We start from the raw sequence: 18,285 nt of genomic DNA, 5'->3' as shown, positions 1-18,285 counted from the left end.
TTAAGCGTCCGTTGAAACGGCGCTGAGCAGATCATACAGCTCACTGTCAGTCGTGGCCTGCTTTAACCGTTGAATAAACTCATCCTGCTGCAATAAATTAGCCAGCCGCTGAATGGTATAAATATGTTGTTCAGCATCAGTCGCACTGATACAGATCAGCAACCAAACGGGATCGCCCTCATCGTGACCAAATTCAACCGGCTTAGATAAGGTGGTAAAGGCGACACCGTTACTCAACGCCCCTTGTTCAGGCCGGGCGTGAGGCAGTGCCACCCCGGGAGCAATAATATAATAGGGCCCGTACTCTTCGGTATTATCAATAATTCCTTGTACATAGTCAGGCTGCACATGACCTAATGCAATTAACGGTAATGCAGCAAGAGTGACAGCGTCACGCCAGCCGTCAGCCTGACGCAAAGCCTGTGCGGCTCTGTGATCCTCAATCAACATGTTGACTCCTTTGGTCGATTGGTTATTGTAATAGGCCCCGAAGGTACTTTTTGCCGAAGGCTTCGGGGCGTTTAAAACCGGAGGGATAAGCGTTTTGCTTATCCCTTTTTACTGACGAATACTCCTAACTCTATCCATAAAGCGGCTAACACGATCGCCATCAACAAAGTTGTCAAAAACGCCATCTTTCTTGAAGTGGGTTGCGGTAACGCAACCGTCAGCAATGGCCAACTGCTCGTCAACGTTTTCTAAACAAACGCCGGTATTGGCTAACACTACGGTATTAGGAACGGTATCTTTGACTAACTTCAACGTTGCCGAGTCAGTTCTGCTTCCGGCAGTCAGTCCTGAAACGCAAAGCGCATCGGGTCGGTTATTAAACACGGTCGATTTAGCTATGGAGCATATATCGCGTTCCCCCATATATACCGCCGCTTCAGGCACAATGTTAAACAGCGTTTTAACCTTTCCAGCCCCAATTCGATGCTGATGACGAATGGTTTCTCCTACGTTAGTATTCCATACGCCAAAGTCACTGGCATAAGCGCCGGTAAAGATCTCACGAATAAACTTGGCATCAACGGCCATCGCTAAATCGAAGGACGCCACCGGGTCCCACAGCACGTTCACGCCGTAAGGTACGCGAATTTCAGTCATTAGTTGGCCGATAATCCGCGCCATTGCAACAGCGGTTTCAGCTTTGACTTTAGTCAGATAAGGCATGCTGAACTCGTTAGAGAACATCACCGCATCAACACCGCCATTTTGCAGTGCGGTAAGATCGTCATAGGCCCGATCGATAACCCAGTTCATGCCCTTGGCCGCATCGAATCCAGGGTCCCCCGGCAGTGCCCGCAGGTGACACATGGCAATAACCGCCTTCTCCGTACCAATTACATCTTTAAGCCAACTCATTAGACATACTCCTGTTTTAATAAAAATAAATCGAACAAACTTAGCGTTAAGCCGACAACTCTTTATTACGTAGCCACAGTACAATTGACGCGACCAATCCTACCGTGACAACCACGCCAATAACCCCGAGTGCCATCAGTTCTGATATAGACCAGCCGAACATATTCCCCACCGATAACGCGCTGATTTGTGCGCCGTCGGCAGCAAAGCTAAATCCACCGTTACGGGCCATTTCCGTAAAGTAAGGGGCGAACTGAGAGGCAATCAATAAAACGGTCACCATCACAATAACGCCGCTGATTAAGGTGCGGATTAAGTCTCCGCGGTGAATCACCGTAGCCATACAGATAAAGAACGGAGCCACCGGAAGATCGGCCAACGGTAATACGGTATTACCCGGTAAAATGCTGGCAATCAGTAGCATAATCGGAATCAGTAACAGACCAACCGCAATGGTTGTGGGATGTCCCAGCGTGACGGCAGTATCCAGGCCGATATACACTTCCCGGCCGTGAAGATACTTCTGAAAGAATTTGCGAGCACCGTCAGAGATCGGCATCAGACCTTCAACAATCAGCCGAATCATACGCGGAAATAACACCATAATTGCTGCAACGGTAACCATCAGCGTTGCCGTACCTTTAAAGTCCTCACCGGCAGCCAGACCAAATAACAACCCCAAAAAGATACCAATAATCACCGGATCACCTACCATACCAAAGCGTTTTTGAACTTCCGACGCATCAATATTTCGGCCTTTCAGGAACGGGATATAACTATAGATTTTATCCAGCAGGATAAATAAAGGAACAGAACTGGAGCCATACCCCTGAGGAATCGATATACCTTCCAGCCCGACGATACTCTGTACCCGCTTGGCAGTCAGGTCAGCCATTTTTAACGACAGTGCGGCATGACAAATAGCACCCAGCACGCCGTAAATCATATTGCCGGTCATCATCTGTACCACGGTGCCGGTGATAGCAAAGTGCCAGTAATTATAGATATCGACGTTCATGGTTTTGGTCAGTCGGGTCACTAACATACCGATATTCAATAAGAAGATGACCGGAATAATAATTGCCCCGATGGCAGTGGCATAACCTACGCCAGAAGCGGGCCCGGCGCCGACATCCAGTACGTGTAAGTTCAGGCCAAAGCGTTCAATCATAATTTTAATCGGCGGGCTCAGGCTATCGATAGCCATCACAATAACCAGCCCCATTCCGACAAAACCGATGCCGACCGTGACGCCGGCTTTAATCGCTTGAAATATCGGGATCCTGAAAATCAATCCGATAATAATCATTACGATAGGGACGAAAATGGTTCCGCCCAGAGACAGAATGTAATCAAACATGGTGCCTCCTGAATATTATTGGCTAAGCAGAGTTTTAATCTGCTGTTTCAGCGCATCGTCATTAATACCGATTAATAACGGAGCACCGTTTAACGTCGGAATACCGTAGTCCTTATCCACTTTCATGGAGGTTACGATTAAATCCATTCCGCTACAGTTGTAAGGAATTTCATTTAAGCAGCATTGGGACGTCGTGACGTTAATGCCCTGCTCTGACAGATATTCCTGTAATCGCTGAGCTATCATCGTTGAGGTGGACATTCCTGTTCCGCAGGCTACAAGGATCTTCTTCATTGTTATTAACCTCTGTGTAGGACGTGTTGTATGAGGTGTAATAACCGCCGTTACGCTGTTATTACATTAAGCAGCCCCTGCTGAACTCAGCAGAAACTAACGTGGATCAATAGGAAATTCAGCGCCGTTGGTTCGGGCGACGGCCAGCAGTAAGCGGATGCATTCGCTTAGATCGCGCACGCTGGCGACTTCCGCCGGAGAATGGGTATAACGGCAGGGAATGGACAGGCTGGCGCAGGGAATACCGTCTTGCTCAACCTGAATGTATCCGGTTTCAGTAATCACGCCCGGAGCAACTTCCCGCTGAACCGGTATTTTGTGTGCTGACGCCGTCTGTTCCAGAAAAGCAATCAGAGCCGGTGGTGTAATTAATCCGGCCAAAGTGCCGCGTCCATGGTAATTAAGGCAGGTAATACCGGGGCCTTTGTTAATAACAACGTCGGAGTATCCGGCTAAATCCGGCGTGTCGCATGAAGGTGTTATATCAATACCGATCGCCATATCCGGATTTATTCGGCGCAATACCGGCAGAATGCCGCGAATATTGAACTCCTCCTGAACGGATGCAACCAAATACAGTGCGATATTCAGATCTTCTCCGGCGACGGCATCTGCAACCCCGAGCAGCGCGGTGCACCCTAATCGGTCATCTAAGGCTTTGCTGCATATCAGATCATTGCCCAATACCTTTGGCGGGTTATACAGACATACTGGTGTGCCGACCTTAACCCCCATTCTGGCGGCATCCTGTTTATTTGCAGCACCAATATCTATCCATAAATGATCGATAGTCGGCGACTGGGTCCGCTCATCGCCTTTGCTGAAATGGTAAGACTTAATCCCAATACAACCATGGACCGGTCCGAACTCCCCGTCTAACGTAACGGTAGAGCCGGGCATGGTTATTTGAGCCGGGCCACCTACCCGCTCAAAGCGGATAAACCCGCTGTCTTCTATTTTGCGCACCATAAAACCCACTTCGTCCATATGGGCGAAAACCATCAAACGAAACGCATCTGGCGATCGGCTGCCATAATGAGCCACCACATTGCCCAACCTATCCTTCCAGACGTCATGAGCGCTATGGCTAAAAGCATCCTGCATAACCGACGCGATGTTGTTTTCATGGCCGGAAATTCCGTCCAGTTCCAGCAGCGTCATTAAAGTATCCTGAACATTAAAGGTCATCGTTTGCTCCCGTGAGTAATTTGGCGTTAGCTGGTTTTTCAGCCATTCAATCAACTGATGAACGTTTATAGACTTTGGGTGGAGTTAAAATTGTGATGGGTATCACTGCAAAGGATGAAGATATAGATAGATGTCTCACTATGTGAGCTAATTCAAAATAAAATAGTCAACTAAAGTGATTGTTAGGATAAAACGCTCATTTTTGATGATTGTTTAATGCCATTTATTGCACGATCGCTGTTGCTTATTGCGATAGCTCACGTTATCTAAGGTGGTTTAATGCTAATTCAGCCTAAGTTTTTCCCGCCCAATCAACATCGAAGATCTGTTTTCTGCCCGCCATCGAGGGTTACACTTCTAACCTAAATGGCCTGTTTTATGGGAAGTTACGCCATATCAACTATACTCAAACTGTATCAACCATAGAAAAAACCATTCAATCAGCATATAATCCTACCCATTGAATGCAATTAAGAAGGAAAATAGATAAATGAAAGCAAAACTAGCGGTTATCGCAGGCTTACTGTGTATCTCCAGCGCAGGTGTACTAGCAAATACGCCAAATTTGAGCGAGATTGCCCCTTACCCTATTGCTGAAGAAGGTCAAATTCGCCACGCTATTTTTCTACCCGCTGCAGAAAATGAAGACAACCTAAAAGTGGAGCTTTCTATGGGTAAAACCATGAAGGTTGACTGTAATCGCCATATGATGGGCGGCACATTAGAATCGAGAGATCTGAAAGGCTGGGGTTATAACTACTTCGTATTAACCGACGTAAGACAACCGGCATCAACCATGATGGCCTGCCCGGACAATACGCTAAGAGAAACCTTTGTCGAAATTAATAACGCAAACCGCTTTGAGCGTTATAACAGCAAATTACCCATCGTTGTCTTTACCCCGAAAGATGTTGAAGTCCGTTACCGTATTTGGACCGCCGGTGATACCTTCCAACAGGCTGAGATTAAATAATTTTAGCCGGCGTCTTATCGCTTACCCCGGTTCTGAAACGTTCAGTCCGGGGTAATAAAAGATCGACATACCAGATTTAAGATGCCTAAAAATATTTAGTGTTGCTAATGTCGCACTCCATTTTGCACTATTTATTTTCGAAAAATATTATCCATATAAAGATATTGATTACTTATCCCCCTATTTCATGCCTGTATAGCCGGAAATTTCCGATAAATTTTTTTGGTTATAACTTAGCCACAATATATATCACTTATTCAATGCGCATCTCTGGACGCCACTGATTAATTTTTACACTATATCACTGATTTTCAGTATTACATTTACGACATATTGATAATTAACCACGTTAATTAACGTATTTCCGGGCTAAAGGCGGATATAACTTGATGCTAATCTATACATAATATTGATAAACAGCGTATGGTTAATAAATAAATTTGCGACGGGCCCAACGCGGCCCGCCATTTTTTCATATTTTGCTGCTAGGTTATTTTCAGATGAAGACTCATAGCGTTAACGGTATCAGACCGTTTAGTGCATTGATCGACGCGTGTTGGCGCGAACCCTACAATTCACACCGATTCCTCAAAGACATTATTGCCGGCATTACCGTCGGTATTATTGCCATTCCTTTGGCAATGGCGTTGGCTATTGCCAGTGGAGTCCCGCCGCAATATGGCTTATATACCTCTGCAATTGCCGGCATTGTTATTGCGGTAACCGGCGGCTCACGCTTTAGCGTATCCGGCCCGACCGCCGCCTTCGTGGTTATTTTATACCCGGTATCACAACAGTTTGGCCTTGCCGGTTTGCTGGTCGCCACGCTGATGTCGGGGCTGTTCCTGATTATTATGGGATTGGCTCGCTTTGGCCGCCTGATTGAATATATTCCGATTTCGGTCACGCTGGGTTTTACGTCCGGTATTGGTATTACCATTGCTACCATGCAGGTCAAAGACTTCTTTGGCCTGACGCTAGACGTGCCTGAAAATTATATTAATAAGGTTTCAGCGCTGGTATCCGCGATGCCGACTATCAGCTGGGCCGATACGCTAATCGCGACCGTTACGCTGGGCGTATTAATTTTTTGGCCCAGATTGAAACTTGCTGTTCCGGGGCATCTTCCTGCATTACTGGCAGGTACAGCGATAATGGCGGTTCTGGCACATTTTGATCATCAGGTTGCCACTATCGGTTCGCGCTTTAGTTATATGATGCCTGACGGTACCAGCGGGCAAGGTATTCCCCCGATTTTGCCTCAGTTTGTACTCCCTTGGAATTTGCCGGATGCCGGTGGCAAGGCTTTTGAACTGAGCTGGAATACGATTTCGGCCCTGCTTCCTGCCGCCTTCTCAATGGCGATGCTCGGGGCTATTGAATCCCTGCTATGCGCCGTAGTTCTCGACGGGATGACCGGAAAAAAACACCACTCTAACAGCGAGCTTATCGGCCAGGGGCTGGGGAATATCGCGGCACCATTTTTCGGCGGCATAACGGCTACTGCCGCTATTGCCCGTTCGGCAGCTAACGTGCGGGCAGGAGCGACGTCACCGGTATCGGCAATTATCCATGCCATTATGGTGATTATGGCGCTGCTTATATTGGCTCCGGGACTGTCTTACTTGCCGCTTGCCGCCATGTCTTCATTGCTACTGATTGTGGCGTGGAATATGAGTGAAGCTCGCAAAGTGGTTGATATTTTACGCCGCGCACCGAAAGACGACATTATCGTAATGCTGCTGTGTATGTCGCTAACGGTGCTGTTTGATATGGTCATCGCGATTACTGTCGGTATTGTTTTAGCTTCACTGTTGTTTATGCGCCGGATTGCACGCATGACTCGGTTAAGTGAATTGCTGACAGAATCGAATTCCGATCGCTTAGTTATGCGCGTTAGCGGCCCGCTGTTCTTCGCCGCTGCTGAACGTATCTTCAATGAGCTGGCTGAAAAAATTGATACTCAACGTACCATTATTTTACAGTGGGACGCGGTACCAATACTGGATGCCGGCGGGTTAAGCGCGTTCCAACGTTTTATTGAATTACTGCCTGAAGGTATGATGCTGATTAACTGTGATATCCAGTACCAGCCATTGAAAACCTTGGCCCGGGGGCAGATAAAGCCGATTCCCGGCAAGCTGGCTTTCTATTCATCCTTAGAAGAAGCCCTGACTGCAGAAAGCATTATTACCGGCAAATAGTTAACTATTGCGCGATCACAGTGATAACTTTTATCGATTCCAAAATATTAATGCCCGGTGACAAAACCGGGCATTATGACTGCAGTTAACCTCGATTAACGACGTTATATTCGCAGATTAATATAGGCAAAACCTTTAAGTTAAAGCCGCTCTAACGCCTCTTCCAACTCGCTCTCAGCTTCTCTTAACTTACGTTGTTTCTTAGCGATCTTATCGCTCCGGCCTGAAGCCTTAGCTTCTCTCAATTCAGCTTCGCGTTCAGCAACCTTGCGCTCTTTCTTGGCAATTCGCTCCTCATTGTCGGCACGATATCCTTCGTTAGTACAATAGGTTTCTACGTTGCTTAATGCCCGCTGCAGACCGGCAACCCGGTGAGGGTTATTATATTGCTTAGCATACTCAATCTGTTGCTGAATTTTTTCTTTCTTGATCGCACAGTAATCTTTTCCTGAAGTGGAATTACCAGCCAAAACGGCCGGAGAAATAATCATTGTGGCGATTAAACAGATTCTTTTTAACATTGCTATCTCCATAAGCAGTAAGTCCTGATTCCTAACCCTTTAGGAATTAAGCGAATGGTAGCATAGGAAAATATTCATTCAACCGTCTGTAATAATTAGTAGCATTTATTTAACCTATCTTAACATCGGCAGTACAAAGCGTTACTCTATTAATTTCATTGGTAATTAATTCGTTGTAAAATATGACATTTACTCATGAAAAAATTTGAATACAAATAAATTATAATAACGGCTCTTTGGTCAGTTAAAAATGCGTACAGCAATAATTGCTGCACGCATATATTTTGACTTAGAAACGGTACTTGACGCCTAAATTCACTGAGGTATCGCTGTAGCCTTCATTACCCAACCGTTGACCAACGTTGGTCCATAGATTGATATGTTGATTCAACTGCCCCTCGACCCCCAATTTCAATTCGGCCACGTGTCGGCTACCGCCCTGCTTCACTTCAACGCCGTCCATCACGGCTCCCGCCTGTTGACTATTGTATAGCCAGTTGATTTCAGCATAAGTAGTGAATAGCTTATTGCGACCCTTATCCCGATCGCTGACACCATCACGAGAGACTTTCATGCCTAAACGGGTCTGAACGTTATCATTGCCCGAAGATCTGACTCGGGTGCCGTTAGCTTCAGTATGATCGTCAGCCTTAATACCATTCCAGACAATTTGTGCCTGCGGGGTAAAATACACATCACCATTCAACCCTTGATACACCGGTAATCGATAGCCTGTTTCAACCGAAGCACTGAAGCCATTCATATCGTAGGACTCATTCGCAACTTCCTGCCCCTTTACTTCCGCATCCAGCCAACTGTACTGAATCCAACTGTCCACATAAGCCCCGTTCAGCGTTCTGGCATTCTGATACCAAGTGCCGTAAACCCCGGTACTGTAACCATCAATGGTACTGTTTGCTTGGTAACCGGTAGTGCGTGAGTTCGATTTGCTATCAGCCTTACCGTAAGCAGCCATCAGGCCTAAACCGAAACGTCCGGTGTCAGCGATATCAGAACCGAACACTTCTCCGCCCCCCTGAACGACATAACTATTAGTGGCGGTATGCAACTGACCGCTGCTATCACGGTGTTTATTACGCGAACCGGTCTGGCGCAGCCACATACTGGAGTTCTCGGCCCGCCCCTCACGGTCTTCTAATCGCAGACTGAATAAATTACCCGCAGCAGCCATATTTGCCAGATATCCACCGGCTTCCGGCCGGTAGACCGACGGGTCCGGATTGCCTGAATTCAAGACTGAACGCAGGTACCAATCACCGTCATCCGGCGTTGATATAGCACCTTGATACAGGAAGTACTCATAGGCGCCGGCAATCGCCCGGCCGCTGAGTGCAAACTGACCGGTAGAAGTTCCCTGCACGTCAATCAGCTTAATACCGTCAGTGGTTAATGCCCCATCGCCACGGGCACTGGTCACCATCACCGTACTCTGACCGGTACTGTCACCGGTAATTACCAAGCGGTCGGTGGCTGAACGATCGTCGTCCAGTTGCGGGCTGAACACCACCGTGCCGTTATCACCATGATAGTTGCCATTAATGGTGAACACCCCTTCAGCGTTACCGGTTAATGCGTGTCCCATCAGTAAATTACCGCTGTTACTCACATTGCCGGTCACCGTACCGTAACCACCTAATGCGCCGTCTTTACGAATAATCACGTCGCCGAGCAGGTTCGCAGAAGCCGCACGGTTTAAAATACTCCCCGCAGGCGCACCACCAATCAGCAGCAAACCATTTTCGATATCAGTCAGACTGACGGATAGGTTATCACCGTCAACCTGTACCGTACCGCTACCGCGTTTTACAAAAGTACCACTGCCACTGATGGTGTTATCTAACGTCCACAGTCCGGTTGCATCAGCAACAAACGTCCCTACGTTATTAATCACAGCACTACCAAGCTGCGATACCTCGGTGGCGGTTAATATGGTACCAGCGTCGATGGTAAAGCTACCGGAATAACCGCTGCTGTCACCCACCAATGTGATGTCTGCACCGTTAGTCAGCAATGTGTCACCGCCGCCTTTCAGACTATTAAGTAAAGTCCCTTTTGCCGAATCAATATTCAGCCTTCCTTCATTAGTAATAATGCCCTGTCCTAAACCTTGAGATGCAGTCAGTCGGGCGCTAGCGTCAACATCAATATGGGTAGCACCGGTAAACTGGCGGTTATTTTGCGTCAAAGTCAGGATACCACCGGTCAGGTTTAACTGACCGTTTCCGGTCAGATTACCGTCTATCAGACCACCGGCGTTAATCGTCAGTTCACCACCGTTTAGCGCCAGTACGCTATTAAGCATGGAATTCAGTTCACCAATAGCCTGTCGGTTACCGTTCATATTCAGACTGGTTCCACTGTGCATATTTAGCGCTGACGTCTGTCCAAAACCGTTGTGGGTTATTAGCTCTACGTTGCCGGAATTTATATCGGTTACGCCGGTATAGTCACTGGCGGCATTACCAATTCTGACCGTGCCTGTAGCTTTGATAGTGAAACCGCCGTCACCGGTCAGTTTAGCCCCCAGCCCATTATCAACCGCGTTACTGTTATCCAGTATCACCGACTGACCGGCGAAGGCATCGAGCTGAGTTAATCCATAGCCCAAATACAGGCCGTCAGACTTCACTGAACCAAAATAATTGTAGTGGGCGTTACCGACCTGAGTCACACCCTGTGTCAGCGTAATAATGGTATCCGGCGCGACCGCGGTTCCGTCAACCCGCGTGATAGCCAACTGGCTACCGACACCGTTAACTGCGGATGCCGCTACTATCCGATCGCCGGCATTATCATCCTGATCGAATAGCGAAGCACCGGTTGTCGGTAACAGGTTTGGCAGATTACCCGGAGAAGTAATAGCCAGATTACCGCCACCGGTGACGTCCAGCGTGTTGACCGTTAGAAAACCTTCAGGCAGGTAATCAATGGCGTTGTAATCCACCTCTAACTGGCCGCCGTTCATCGTCAGGCCCCCAATGTTCCGGGTGCCATTCAGCTTGGTGCTGCCCTGAATATTTAGTTGTAACATGGCCTGACTTAGCGTGTTTTCAGCATCAGCATTGAGCATCAAGCGCCCCGAGTCCATAGAAACCAGTCCGGAGAAGTGACCGCCTGCTGACGTGCTGTTCAGGCTAAAATCGTTATCCTGACCACCAAGATTCACTGCCAGTTTACCGCTACCGCTCAGTTGACGGGTAAAATCAACGTTATCAGCCACCGTTTTCAAAATCGTCAGCGTACCGCCGGCGCCTAAGTTCACCACCCCGTTCGCACTGGCCAATTGCGCCAGGTTATCCACCTGTAGCGTACCACCGCTTACGTTGACCTGAGCAGTGTTGGCACTGTTATTACCAGTCCAGATTAATGTTCCGGCACCCGCTTTGGTAAACGAATTGGTACTGGTATTCAGATCGTCCCAACCGTTCATCACGGCCGTTCTATCTTGATCAACGATCACACTACCGGCCTTCGCCAGAGTGACATGGCGGTTTGATATCAGATCGGCAGTTATCTGCAGATGACCGCCGTTCAGGACCGTCAGATTAGTCGCCTGACCGTTACCTAAACGGGTATCAGAAGATATCGCCAGTGTACCGTTCTGAATATCCGTTTGGCCGGAGTAGCTGTTATTTCCGGATACGGTCAGAGTACCGGCACTGGTTTTCACCAGTTCACCGTTACCGCTGATTATTGCTGCCAGCGTCATGAATTCAGCATTATCAACAATAAATCGATTCGCATTAAGAATACCGCTCGCCCCACCAATTTGTTGCGTTTCGCTGACCGTCAGAACCGATGTGGAATCAATATCTATTGCGCCAGTAAAACCGGAATTATTACCGATTAAGCGCACATTGCTACCGGCATGGCTATTCAACTGACCACTGCCAGAAAACCTATTAGCAAACGTGCCATTTATGTTGCTCAACGTCACTTTTCCGTCAGCAACAATTTCACCAAAGCCCAACGACTGAACGTCTTTCAGTCGCACCTCTGCGTCGTGACTGACCGTGGTAGTGGCACTTAGTGCACTATTGGCATTCTTAACCGTCAAAGTACCGCCAGCTACCGTTAGGTTACCCGCTCCAGTTAACCAACCGGATGACGTACCGCCATTGGTTAACGTCAGGTTAGCGCCATTAAGTTGAAGCGTTGACCCTGCTGTGCCGTTCAGCGCCCCGATAGTCTGGACTGTACCGTTCATGTTCGCCGTCGTTGATACTGCCAGATTCAGGGTTGATGTCTGCCCCAACGCATTGTCGGTTGCAGTAATCAAGGTGCCGTTTTGCAAATCGGTCGCACCGGTATAGTTGTTGTTCAGATTGCTTAACGTTAACGCCCCGCTACCGTCAGCGGCATAAATGCCTAAATCACCGCTGCCGATTACTTTAGCCGACAGCACTTTTTCATTACTGGCGGCAGTATTAATCACCAGCCGATTACCCCCTTGAGCTAACAAGTTCAGTTGACTTAAGCCGTAACCGGCATACAGTCCATTGGCATTACCACCGTTATCTTTAGTGGTCAGGCGATAATCATACACAGCATCAGCCGCATGAACTCCGCCCTGCATAACCGCTATACCGGTGGATGCACTGATGATATTGCCGTTTTCATCGGTCAGGTTCAGGTTACCTGCATGACCGGTTACCGCGGTGGCACGTACCAGCTGTATCAGAGTCTGGTTCTGCTGATCCAGCAAGCCGAGGGTCTGGTCAGGTACCGTGACAGCCGCACTATCAATACTACTGCGTACCAGTTTCACCTGTCCGGTTTTAGATGCATTTAAATCATTGACCGTAATCGTGCCACGGGAAATAATTCCCCCCGGAATTTGGCTGCCGAAATCTATCGTACCACCGTCTAATGTCAGTCTGCCGATAGTCTGATTACCCAAGCCTACGGTCGTGGTGTTATTACCCATCACTGACAGTTCAGCATTGGTCAATGCGATAGAATTAAGGCCGGACAGCGCAAAGTCTGTGCTGTTCATCTGTACCAGACCGCTAAACAGATGGCCGGACGCCACACCAAAATCAAAAGTCGTGCCGGACTGTACATCCACCAAACCTGAACCATTCAGTTCATGGTTCAGGGTATAGGCTGCAACCGGGTTCAGTATTAGCGATGACGTACCGTCAATAACAATCCGACCGGCTGATAATGCCGTATCGCCCAGTTGAATCTGCTGTGCAGTAGTAAAACCAGTCCCGTTAGTCAGATTTAGTCGATCAAAATGTTGGATATCGGCCGTATTTGCTAAAGTGTAATCTATCCCGTCAAAGGCCAGGCTATCATCGGCCCCGCCGGTACCTGCATCCAGAGTGCCAAAGGTAGCGCTATTCTTTATCACCAATATGTTATTGCCATTGCCACCGACAAAGCTGCCGATACTGGCGCTGTCTTGCAAAGTCAGGTGATTATTGCCACTGCCGGTAATTAGCGCCCCTGCGGCTGATGTGCCATATAAATTCAGTTGATTGTTACCATTACCGGTAGCGATATCACTCAGACTGGCGTTGATAAAGGTAAGCGTGCTGTCGCCGTTACCCGTAGTGATATTGCCAGCATTCGACGCGTCAACCAGCAGTTGATTATTCCCGTCCCCCAAGGTCACGGTGCCGACCGTAGATAACTGTTTAACCTCTGTCTGGCGATCGCCGGAGCCGGTCATCACCAGATTACCCAGCGTAGAACCTCCTTTAACTGTCACGGTTTGGGCCTTAGAGCCGGTCAAAATCACATCACCGACATGAAGCGAACCGTCGGAAGCCATCACGGTATTTGTGCCTCCGCTGGCTTTCACATTACCGACCAAGCTGCCGCCAGCCAGATTAATCAGGTTATCACCGGTCGCAAAATCAACAAATCCGGTGATGCTGCCGGTATTGGTGAAGGTTTTATTACCGATATTTGACATGGCAATCGCTGCGATATTCGCCGACGAGGACGCAATAGTGCCGCTGTTGCTAATGGTATCTGCCCCATGTACGTTCAACACATTACCGTCAGCTACGGTTGACCGGGAGATCAAATTACCGGAGTTAGTGACCGACTTAGCCCCTGCCACATCAATGGCAGAACCCCCACTGGCTGCTCTGATATTGACACTGGCACCGGTGTTAACCGTGCGTTCATGTCCGTCCAGCGTAGCTTTAACGCCAATGCCACTTCCGTCAACGTTAATAGTCAGATCCGCTGATTGTGAGAAGTCGATATTAGCTGCCATCGCGCTACCGTCTTCGTTAAGGTATAAAATACCCGTGCCGTCAGTCACACTAATCGAGCCCGAATTAGTTAACGCCAATGAAGCACCGGTTTTAATACCAATACCGCTACCGCCAACCTTGATTTCAGTATTATCCAGTTGAATACCGGCAATACCGGCCACGTTATGAATACCAATACCGCTGGAGGTGGTATCGCTCATATCAATCACAGTATTAGCAACGTTAAGACCCAATGCGCCTTGATCCAGTAAAATACCGTCGGCGCTGCCTTTGGCAATAATGGTACCACTGCCAGAAACCGCGCTTAAGTCCAGCCCGGCCCCGTCATCAACGTGAATGGCTGCCACACCGTCAGTGGCGGTAATTACGCCAGAATTATTAATTGTGCTGCGGGCACCTTTAATGTGGACCGCTGTGCCACTGGCGCTGATATTACCGGTGTTAATCACGTGGCCGTTATCTACATCAATTGCCGTATGGTCGATACCGGATGACAGGTCAATATTGCCCTTGTTATCAACTAAACCGCCATTTTCAGCTAAAAATGCTGTTGAACCTCTACTGCCAGCAACGGAAGTCACTGAGGCATGATTTTCTACTATCGCGCCATTGCCGGTCGATTTACCCACCACCGCATTGCTGCCGGTTACGCTAAAGGTCACATTTTGCTCAATGACCGCTTTACCACTCGCCTCAGCCAGTACGCCAGTGGCATGGGTACCTACCGTAATCTGGCTACCTGATGATAGCGTTGCCTGCGCGCCGCCACCACGCACCCGAATACCCGAAGTGACCTTATCGCTGCCTGCAACGCCAGCCAAATTTAAGTTCAGCGCACCTGATAGCGTGGCATTATCAGTGACAAAAAACAGCGTTGCGCCATCGCCAATAACATTGGTTAATACGTTACCAGCCTGAGTGATAATTTTAGACCCTTCCCCCTCGATCCAAAACACTACCTGCTGTGACTTCGTGGTATCGAAATTAATTGCCACTTTGTCTTTTAGCGTCACGGTACTACCGCCGGAGGCATGAACCCCAACAGCACCGGCACCGTTCAAATTAATTGATGCCTCATTAACACCATCACCTACGGTGACCGCCACTTGACTACCATTAGCCAATACGCCAGTGGTGCGAGTTCCATCATCAACACCATTCCAGTTTCCGTTGAGAACAATATTGCCGGTAGAACTCAACTGGGTATGAGTGGTATCAGCCGTCGCCACTAGCCCAACGCTGCCAGAGCCGTCGAGCGTAATATTTCCACTGTTGGCCCCGACGGCGCCTTCCGCTACCCGAATGCCAGTCGCGTTTTTACCGCTGAAGGTAATATTACCGGAGTTAGTTAAGCTCGCATGATTACGGGCGATATAGCCGGTTACATTGTCCAGCGATGAGTTCAGATTAGCACCCGCAACCAATACCGTTCCGCGACCAAACCCTGCTGCGCCAGCATTTAGCGCTTCATTACTCAACACGCCCGCTACCGGTGAACCAACGACATTACCGGACAAATCGCGCTTTTGACCATCGGCAATGGCGGCAATCGCCCCCACCCCGGATAAATTGATGATGGCGTTAGCATCTATTTTTCCCTGAGCCCCGCCTTCAACTAAAACACCGGTTGACCCTTCTCCGGTTAAATTAAGCGTCATACCGCCAGAATTAAACGCAGAGACATCACCACCGGTCAGCCCTGTAGCCATTACTAACGTAGAATTTTTCCCCGACGCTGTCAGTACTGAGCTGGCGCCACTGCCTCCGGTAAAATCAGCGCCATCTTCCATGCGAAACAGGGTGGAGTTTTCAGTAGAAACATTCATGACACCGGCACCAGTATTGGTCAACTGGGCGGACGGGCCATAGACAAAGAAACCAATTTGATCGGTACCGGAGACAAAGTTTATCTGGCCTAAACCTTCAATCCCGATACTGCCGCCGTCGCGGGCATGAACGCCAATTGCGCCGTCACCGGCTAAATTCACCGTGCCTGAAAGCGTAATTTTACTATTAGCATTCTGAGACCATATGCCATAGTTACGCAGGCCGGTTGCCGGCTCAGCGCCTCCGGCAACGTTGATAACCCCGCTGGATGAAGCTTTACCACCGTTAAACGCATGAATACCTATGACATTCATACCCGTTAGGTTAATAATTCCGGCATTATCGACTACAGTATTAGACGCCGTACTTGCACTGCGAATGCCATAATTACTGATAGGTTGGGCACTGTAATGACCACGGACTTCAATAATACCGTTATTCACCACGTTAACGGCGCTAGTTACCGCTGCAAATAAGGCCGTGCCATTCTGGACCTTATCACCAATAATCATGGTACCTTTATTATTAACCGTCCCGCCGCTACCGCCAATGTGTACGAGACGACCACCGTTCGGCTGCTCCACATCATCGCCACCACGCTCAATTGACGCCGACGTGGTGTCGTAGCTTTGCCCTCGTCCCAAATACAGCACCCCGTCAGTTTCATTAATAAAGCGGCTATTGGTACCGCCCATATTAATGCCGACGAGAAAGCTCAATGCTTGCAGCGGAGTAGTACCTACATTAATTGCACCATAATTGGTCGCAACAGCACCACTATTAACTCTTAACGCCGTTGATTGAACGCTGGATGTGGTGTTCCAGCTCCAGCCAGCTAAGTTCATGGTGCCATTATTGATATAAGTTGAACCGGCTCCGGTCACCGTATCGGTACCCGATTCGGTACGTACGCCACTTTCTGTACTGTAAAAACGCAACCCGTTATTAATTCCATGACCACCGGTATCGACATAAATCCCCCCTAATACGCCGGGGCCATAAGTTATCAGCTTACCCTCATTAATCACCGTTCCACCGTTATAGGCATATAAGCCATAACCAGAAGAAGAGGTAATTGCACCAGTAGAGCCGATTCGCGCTACTGCATTGACACCGTCAGCGGCCATTGCAGCACGAATGCCTTGAGGAATAAATATTGGGTCGGTATCCGGAATTGACTGCGGATTGCGGTTTACGTCATAGCTATGAACCGATGAGCGGTAAGCGGCGGTAAATGCAGCGTCATAATTGCTTTGTGCATCATTACCGCTGCCAAGCTTACCGTCCGTCAGTTGTTGAATCAGCCAGCTATTATAGTTTCTGAGATCGTTAATATTATTAACGGTATGGGGCTGTGGACCATCAGCGGTGTTAACCGTAAAAGTCCCACTGTACGTCTGGGTAGTGACTTTCCAGGTTAAGGGGCTTAAATCAGGGCCAACGTTATTGCTTGAGTTATTAGCGAACTGTACCGTATTGACTGAATTCCAGTTTGCCTCACCGTCGTTTACATTGATATATACAGTGTCTTTAACCGAACCGTTACCAATAACGCCGCTGACCGAAAAGTTTAGTACCCCGCCCCCGGTAACGTTGGCAATCTGTGACTGAACAAATGGGCCTTTACCCTCTGCGGTAGGAAAATAGATCCCTACGGTCGACGTTCCACCGCCGGCAAGTTGAACTATCTTGCTACTGTCATAGGTATTGACCACTATCGCGCCACCGGTAACCGGATCGGCGACTAATGCACTGGCATTTTTTGCACCGGAATTAATCACATATAAATCATTCGGGTCATCAGCCCCAGTAATATAACCGGCCTTATAACCATTGATCAGTGTCATCGATGCGCTATTGATACCCGATGATCCGGTAAATGACGTATTTCCTGTCATATTGACCGTATTGCCGTTAATCAACGTAGTACCAGCATAATAGTTATACATGTCGGGTGTAATTGTCGGGTCAATAGTGATATCTGCAGCGCCGGCAGTTGCAGTACTAATCAGTATGGTGCTTATCAACGTTCTCAGCAGTAATCGATGAGTATTTAGCATAGACGTTAACGTGCAATCGGATATCGCGGAGCTTAATTTACTTTTTGTTTTTCCTCTACTGAGTTCCGAGGCCACCACCCATCGACTTAACGCACTGTTCCATATTATTCGATATATTCTATTCATTCTATATTCCCTTACTTTGCCTGAAAGAAAAGACCATAATTGTTTAAACTACAATTAGTTGATATTAATAATAAAAAATATTCTTTTGCATAAAAACACAAAAATGAATCAAT

The 18,285-nt window shown here is 48.2% G+C and carries 9 protein-coding genes; 2 read left to right on the top strand and 7 right to left on the bottom strand.

The genetic code is table 11. The features are described from left to right. From YWE_RS0100250 to YWE_RS0100230, 5 genes are all read right to left on the bottom strand, one after another. Positions 1-447 carry a PTS sugar transporter subunit IIA gene (locus YWE_RS0100250; protein ID WP_029092708.1) on the bottom strand — a complete coding sequence of 149 codons (447 nt, stop codon included), beginning with the start codon at positions 445-447 and terminating at the stop codon, positions 1-3. Between the two features lie 111 nt (positions 448-558). Then, the gene (locus YWE_RS0100245) at positions 559-1,365 is read right to left on the bottom strand and encodes a BtpA/SgcQ family protein (protein WP_029092707.1); all 807 of its coding nucleotides are present in this window, start codon (positions 1,363-1,365) and stop codon (positions 559-561) included. A 46-nt stretch (positions 1,366-1,411) separates the two neighbouring features. Next, positions 1,412-2,725: a PTS sugar transporter subunit IIC SgcC gene (gene sgcC / locus YWE_RS0100240; RefSeq protein WP_029092706.1), complete on the bottom strand. Its 1,314-nt coding sequence runs from the start codon at positions 2,723-2,725 to the stop codon at positions 1,412-1,414. Positions 2,726-2,740: 15 nt separating this feature from the next. Continuing rightward, positions 2,741-3,019 carry a PTS sugar transporter subunit IIB SgcB gene (gene sgcB, locus YWE_RS0100235; RefSeq protein ID WP_029092705.1) on the bottom strand — a complete coding sequence of 93 codons (279 nt, stop codon included), beginning with the start codon at positions 3,017-3,019 and terminating at the stop codon, positions 2,741-2,743. A gap of 96 nt (positions 3,020-3,115) precedes the next feature. Beyond that, on the bottom strand, positions 3,116-4,207 hold the full coding sequence (locus YWE_RS0100230; protein WP_029092704.1) for a M42 family metallopeptidase: 1,092 nt from the start codon (positions 4,205-4,207) through the stop codon (positions 3,116-3,118). A gap of 490 nt (positions 4,208-4,697) precedes the next feature. On the opposite strand from YWE_RS0100230, the gene eco reads away from it, so the two are divergent. Then, positions 4,698-5,180: a serine protease inhibitor ecotin gene (gene eco / locus YWE_RS0100225; RefSeq protein WP_029092703.1), complete on the top strand. Its 483-nt coding sequence runs from the start codon at positions 4,698-4,700 to the stop codon at positions 5,178-5,180. Between the two features lie 500 nt (positions 5,181-5,680). Further along, positions 5,681-7,384, top strand: a complete 1,704-nt coding sequence (gene dauA / locus YWE_RS0100220; protein WP_029092702.1) for a C4-dicarboxylic acid transporter DauA — start codon at positions 5,681-5,683, stop codon at positions 7,382-7,384. A 140-nt stretch (positions 7,385-7,524) separates the two neighbouring features. On the opposite strand, the gene YWE_RS0100215 is transcribed toward dauA, so the two are convergent. Together YWE_RS0100215 and YWE_RS0100210 are read right to left on the bottom strand one after the other, a co-directional pair. After that, the gene (locus tag YWE_RS0100215) at positions 7,525-7,905 is read right to left on the bottom strand and encodes a DUF1090 domain-containing protein (protein ID WP_099044177.1); all 381 of its coding nucleotides are present in this window, start codon (positions 7,903-7,905) and stop codon (positions 7,525-7,527) included. A 289-nt stretch (positions 7,906-8,194) separates the two neighbouring features. Next, positions 8,195-18,172, bottom strand: a complete 9,978-nt coding sequence (locus YWE_RS0100210) for an autotransporter outer membrane beta-barrel domain-containing protein (RefSeq protein WP_071605804.1) — start codon at positions 18,170-18,172, stop codon at positions 8,195-8,197. Between the last annotated feature and the right edge of the window lie 113 nt (positions 18,173-18,285).

Origin of the sequence: Budvicia aquatica DSM 5075 = ATCC 35567 (assembly GCF_000427805.1) — a bacterium.
Lineage (GTDB): Bacteria > Pseudomonadota > Gammaproteobacteria > Enterobacterales > Enterobacteriaceae > Budvicia > Budvicia aquatica.
Note: the sequence above shows the minus strand (reverse complement) of the source record. Positions and strands in the feature narration are given on the sequence as shown.

Bases quoted from the DNA above. Each gene is read 5' to 3' on its own strand.
- eco (WP_029092703.1), top strand. From the start codon at position 4,698: ATGAAAGCAAAACTAGCGGTTATCGCAGGCTTACTGTGTATCTCCAGC.
- sgcC (WP_029092706.1), bottom strand. From the start codon at position 2,725: ATGTTTGATTACATTCTGTCTCTGGGCGGAACCATTTTCGTCCCTATC.
- YWE_RS0100215 (WP_099044177.1), bottom strand. From the start codon at position 7,905: ATGTTAAAAAGAATCTGTTTAATCGCCACAATGATTATTTCTCCGGCC.
- YWE_RS0100245 (WP_029092707.1), bottom strand. From the start codon at position 1,365: ATGAGTTGGCTTAAAGATGTAATTGGTACGGAGAAGGCGGTTATTGCC.
- YWE_RS0100210 (WP_071605804.1), bottom strand. From the start codon at position 18,172: ATGAATAGAATATATCGAATAATATGGAACAGTGCGTTAAGTCGATGG.
- dauA (WP_029092702.1), top strand. From the start codon at position 5,681: ATGAAGACTCATAGCGTTAACGGTATCAGACCGTTTAGTGCATTGATC.
- YWE_RS0100230 (WP_029092704.1), bottom strand. From the start codon at position 4,207: ATGACCTTTAATGTTCAGGATACTTTAATGACGCTGCTGGAACTGGAC.
- sgcB (WP_029092705.1), bottom strand. From the start codon at position 3,019: ATGAAGAAGATCCTTGTAGCCTGCGGAACAGGAATGTCCACCTCAACG.